General features: G+C 73.5%; 5 protein-coding genes and 1 pseudogene. 1 reads left to right on the top strand and 5 read right to left on the bottom strand.

Annotated features, from left to right (window positions below; all coding sequences use genetic code 11):
• Positions 1-175 precede the first annotated feature (175 nt).
• The 3 genes from ACLEQD_RS39425 to ACLEQD_RS39415 form a co-directional block, all read right to left on the bottom strand.
• Entirely contained in the window at positions 176-487 is a 312-nt protein-coding gene (locus tag ACLEQD_RS39425) for a hypothetical protein (RefSeq protein ID WP_410391068.1), read from the bottom strand.
• Between the two features lie 496 nt (positions 488-983).
• On the bottom strand, positions 984-1,271 hold the full coding sequence (locus ACLEQD_RS39420; RefSeq protein ID WP_410391066.1) for a hypothetical protein: 288 nt from the start codon (positions 1,269-1,271) through the stop codon (positions 984-986).
• A complete protein-coding gene (locus tag ACLEQD_RS39415; RefSeq protein ID WP_410391064.1) occupies positions 1,268-1,909 on the bottom strand; it encodes an NmrA/HSCARG family protein in 642 nt (213 codons plus the stop codon). Before ACLEQD_RS39415 ends, ACLEQD_RS39420 begins: the two co-directional genes overlap by 4 nt.
• A gap of 159 nt (positions 1,910-2,068) precedes the next feature.
• Between ACLEQD_RS39415 and ACLEQD_RS39410 the strand changes: the two genes are divergently transcribed.
• Entirely contained in the window at positions 2,069-2,674 is a 606-nt protein-coding gene (locus ACLEQD_RS39410; RefSeq protein ID WP_410391062.1) for a hypothetical protein, read from the top strand.
• 10 nt (positions 2,675-2,684) lie between these two features.
• Here the strand turns inward: ACLEQD_RS39410 and ACLEQD_RS39405 are convergent, their stop codons facing one another.
• Both ACLEQD_RS39405 and ACLEQD_RS39400 read right to left on the bottom strand, forming a co-directional pair.
• Entirely contained in the window at positions 2,685-3,089 is a 405-nt protein-coding gene (locus ACLEQD_RS39405; protein ID WP_410391060.1) for a DUF2203 domain-containing protein, read from the bottom strand.
• 118 nt (positions 3,090-3,207) lie between these two features.
• A pseudogene (locus tag ACLEQD_RS39400) lies at positions 3,208-3,486 on the bottom strand (hypothetical protein); the annotation flags it as partial.
• Between the last annotated feature and the right edge of the window lie 20 nt (positions 3,487-3,506).

The raw sequence follows: 3,506 nt of genomic DNA, 5'->3' as shown, positions 1-3,506 counted from the left end.
GCCGCTGCTGGCCGGCGCGCTGGACCTGTGCCTGCTGGGGCCGCTCATGGGCCTGCCCCTGCGGGGCGCGGACCTGCGGCGCGCGCTGGGGGAGCCGGAGGACGCGCGGCTGCTCGACCTGGCGCACGACGGGGGGCGCTCTCCCTACGCGCCGCCCAGCACGCTGCTGCACTAGCTACTTCGTGCTCACCTGGAAGGGGATGCTGAGCGAACCGAACGGCTCCCCCGTCTGGGCGTCCACCAGCTTCACCTGGAGCGTCACCGCGTCCTCGCGGCGGGCCACGCCCTGGAAGTAGAGGAAGCCCTCCTGCGTGCCGCCGGGCTCCAGCGTGCCCTCCGGCAGCGCGTTGTTGAGCATGTCCTCGGTGGGCAGCGGCTCCTCGTAGTACGGCGGGGAGTAGTAGGGGGAGTAGAAGGGGCTGCCCCAGGGGCCGCCGTACCACCCCGGTCCCCAGCCCCACGGCCTGTAGGCGTAGCCGCCGCCCACCCACAGGCCGCCCCGGGTGGCCAGGGCCGGGCTGTAGCGCGCGGGCCCTCCGCGTCGCGGGAGGACACGGTCCCCCGGAGCGACAGCGGCGGCAGGGCGCTGTAGCGGAAGCGGGACTCCTCCCCCACCAGCGCGAAGTCCGGGTACCGGATGCGCAGCGGGTGCTGCCCCTGGTTCTCCAGCCGGACGTAGACGGGGGTGACGCGGCGCTCCAGGTCGGACGGAGAGCCCCTCCACGCCGAGCCGTCCGCCGTCAGCCGCACGCCCTCCTGTTCCGTGATGGCGCTGCTCTTGCCGTCCTGGAGGATCCCCGCCTCCGGCGTGGGCCGCAGCTTCGTCTCCGCCGCGCAGCCCGCCATCAGGCCCAGCGCCAGCGCCCCCAGTCCCAGTGCTCCCCGCATCGCATGCCTCCTCGCGTTGAAGCTAGGGCGCGCGACGTTCAGGGGACGACATGCCTCGCGCTCCCACCCGGAGTGCGGACGGGCGGCCGGGGCCCTCAGGGCTGGGGCGTCACCGGCTCCGCGGCGGTGGCGGGCCAGGAGGGCGCCTTCACGAAGTCCCAGTCCTGGTGGCGCGCCCACGTCTCGAAGTTCTGCCAGCCCACGCCCAGGTAGTTGTTGCGCAGGGTGAGGATGTCCGCGTGGTAGCCCACGCGGTCCAGCCACTCGAACATGGCGGCCAGGTCCTCGCTCTGCTGCTGGAGCTGCTCCAGGGGAAGCTGCTCGTAGTGGATGCGGTGGCCGCCCACCATGGAGAGCAGCGCGGCGGCCTGCTGGCCCGTCACCTCGTCGGAGGCGACCTCGATGCGCTCGCCGATGAAGCGCTCCGGGTCCCCAGCACGTACATCGCCAGGCCGGCCAGGTCCTCCACCGCCACCATCTGGAGCCCGCGCGTCGCGGGCAGCCCCAGCGCCAGCTTCCCCGCCGCCAGCAGGTCGCGCGTGGGCGGGTGGAGGAGGTTCTCCATGAAGAAGGTGGGGGCCAGGATGGTGAAGGGCATGTCCCGCCGCCGCAGGTACAGCTCCACGGCGTGCTTGCTGTCGAAGTGGGGGATGCCGGTCAGCTCGGACGCGCCCGCCACGGAGGAGTAGACGAAGTGCCGCACGTTGGCGCGCTTCGCCGCGTCCGCCAGGTTCTGGCCGTGCTGGACCTCCGCGTCCACGCCGCCGGCCCCGAAGGGCGTGGCCATGGCGTAGACGGCGTCCACGCCGCGCATGGCGCTCTCCAGCGAGACCAGGTCGTCGAAGTCCCCCTGGGCCAGGGTGACGCCGGGCCTGCGCAGGGCGCGGGCCACGGGGGCGTCCACGTCCCGGACCAGCGCCACCACGTGATGCCCCCGGTCGGCGAGCTTGCGGAGCACGGCACCGCCCTGCTGGCCGGTGGCGCCAGTGACGAGCACGGTGATGGAGAAATCCACGGGCATGGGTTCAGACCTCCGGACGCGACGTGTCACGGAAAACTGGAGACGGCCGGTTCCGTTGGCGAGGGCCGCGAGCCGCACTGTCCGCCCCCGAGCACAGGCTCCCGCGGCAGGCAGGCGACCGTCGGGGAGGGGCAGGGGACGTGGCATCCTCCCGGCCCCATGAGCAAGCGTGACACGCCCCCGTCCTCCGAGCTGGTCTCCGCCGCCCAGGCGCTCGACGCCGAGCTGCTGCGCTTCGAGGCGCTGGCGGAGCAGCTCAAGGAGGCCCCCCTGACGTCGGAGAAGCAACTGGAGCGCGCGTCGAAGACGCTCAAGGACCTGGCGGACCTGGACGACGCCTTGCGCATGCGCGTGGGCGCGCTGGTGCAGGCCATCACCGGGGTGCGCAACCGGCAGCAGGCGCAAGCGGACGCGGTCAACGTGCGCGCGCAGGAGCTGCAGCAGCGCACGGAGGTGTTCAAGGACCTGCTCACGCGCTACGGGGCGCTGGGGCAGAGCGCGGCGGACCTCAACGGGCGCATGCAGGAGTTCGCGTCGCTGCGCCAGCAGGCCACGCGCACGGCGGAGGAGGACGCGCGGCTCACGGAGGTCTTCACGGCGCTCCAGGCGCGCATGGCGGAGGTGGCGGACGAGGCGGCGACGCTGTCCACCGCGGCGGAGGAGGCGAAGTTCGCGGACATCGGCCGGCAGGCGGAGTCGCTGCGCCAGCAGCTCCTGTCCGCGCGCAACAAGCTGGGCCTGCTGCACCAGAGCCTGGGGACGTGAGCCGTCCGCGTCAGCTGAGGTAGGTGGGCTCGAAGTCGTCCGGGCTGTCGATGGGGCGGCGGCCGGAGAAGCCCGCCTTCAGGTCGTGCCAGTGCGCCACGGCGTCCTCGCCGTAGCGCCAGCAGAGGTAGACGGGCTCCTCGCCGCGCCGCGCGTGGAAGTCCACCAGGCCGTCCGCGCCCTTGAGCTCCAGGCCCATCTCCTGGAGCGGGCCCAGCTCGCCGCGGATGCGCTCCAGCAGCTGCTCGCGCTCCTCGCGAAAGGCGCGGGTCTCGGCGGTGTCGGGCGGGGCGTCCGGGGCGTCCAGCACCTCCGCCAGCTTCTGCACGCGCTCCACCCAGGGGCGCACGCGCCCGAAGGTCTTCGTCAGCAACGGCACCAGCCGGCTGGCCTCTTCCACGCTGAAAAAGCGCATCGAGGGGACAGCATGCAGTGCGCGCCCCCCGCTGACCACCACCTTCCCGGTGGGGCGGGGTGGGGCGGGCACGGCGGTGCCGGCATGTCTGGAACACGTCAGCCGCCGGGACGGCCGGTCACCCGCGTCGCAGTGAGGACAGGTTTTCCAGGAGCCAGCGCCAGGCGGCCTCGCGCAGGGGGAAGGCGGCCTCGCGGGCGAGGAAGGCGGGGGTGTGTGCCGCGGCGCAGCGGCCGGCGGCGTCGTGGAGGTCAGGGCCCGCGTCCTGGCCCGCTTCATGGCTGGTATCGGCGGCGGCGAGGTCCGCGTGCAGCAGGGCGTGGAAGACGATGAAGTCCACGACGAAGGCGGGCACGGTGGGCCGGTCCAGCGCGGGGTGGACGCGCACCTCGCGCAGCGCGCGCTACGCCCAGGTGG

Source organism: Corallococcus sp. 4LFB, from assembly GCF_046520365.1.
Classification (GTDB): Bacteria; Myxococcota; Myxococcia; order Myxococcales; family Myxococcaceae; genus Corallococcus; species Corallococcus caeni.
This window is presented reverse-complemented; position numbering and strand designations above follow the sequence as displayed.

Coding starts and splice junctions, on each gene's coding strand:
- ACLEQD_RS39405 (WP_410391060.1), bottom strand. CDS start 3,089: ATGCGCTTTTTCAGCGTGGAAGAGGCCAGCCGGCTGGTGCCGTTGCTG.
- ACLEQD_RS39410 (WP_410391062.1), top strand. CDS start 2,069: ATGAGCAAGCGTGACACGCCCCCGTCCTCCGAGCTGGTCTCCGCCGCC.
- ACLEQD_RS39415 (WP_410391064.1), bottom strand. CDS start 1,909: ATGCCCGTGGATTTCTCCATCACCGTGCTCGTCACTGGCGCCACCGGC.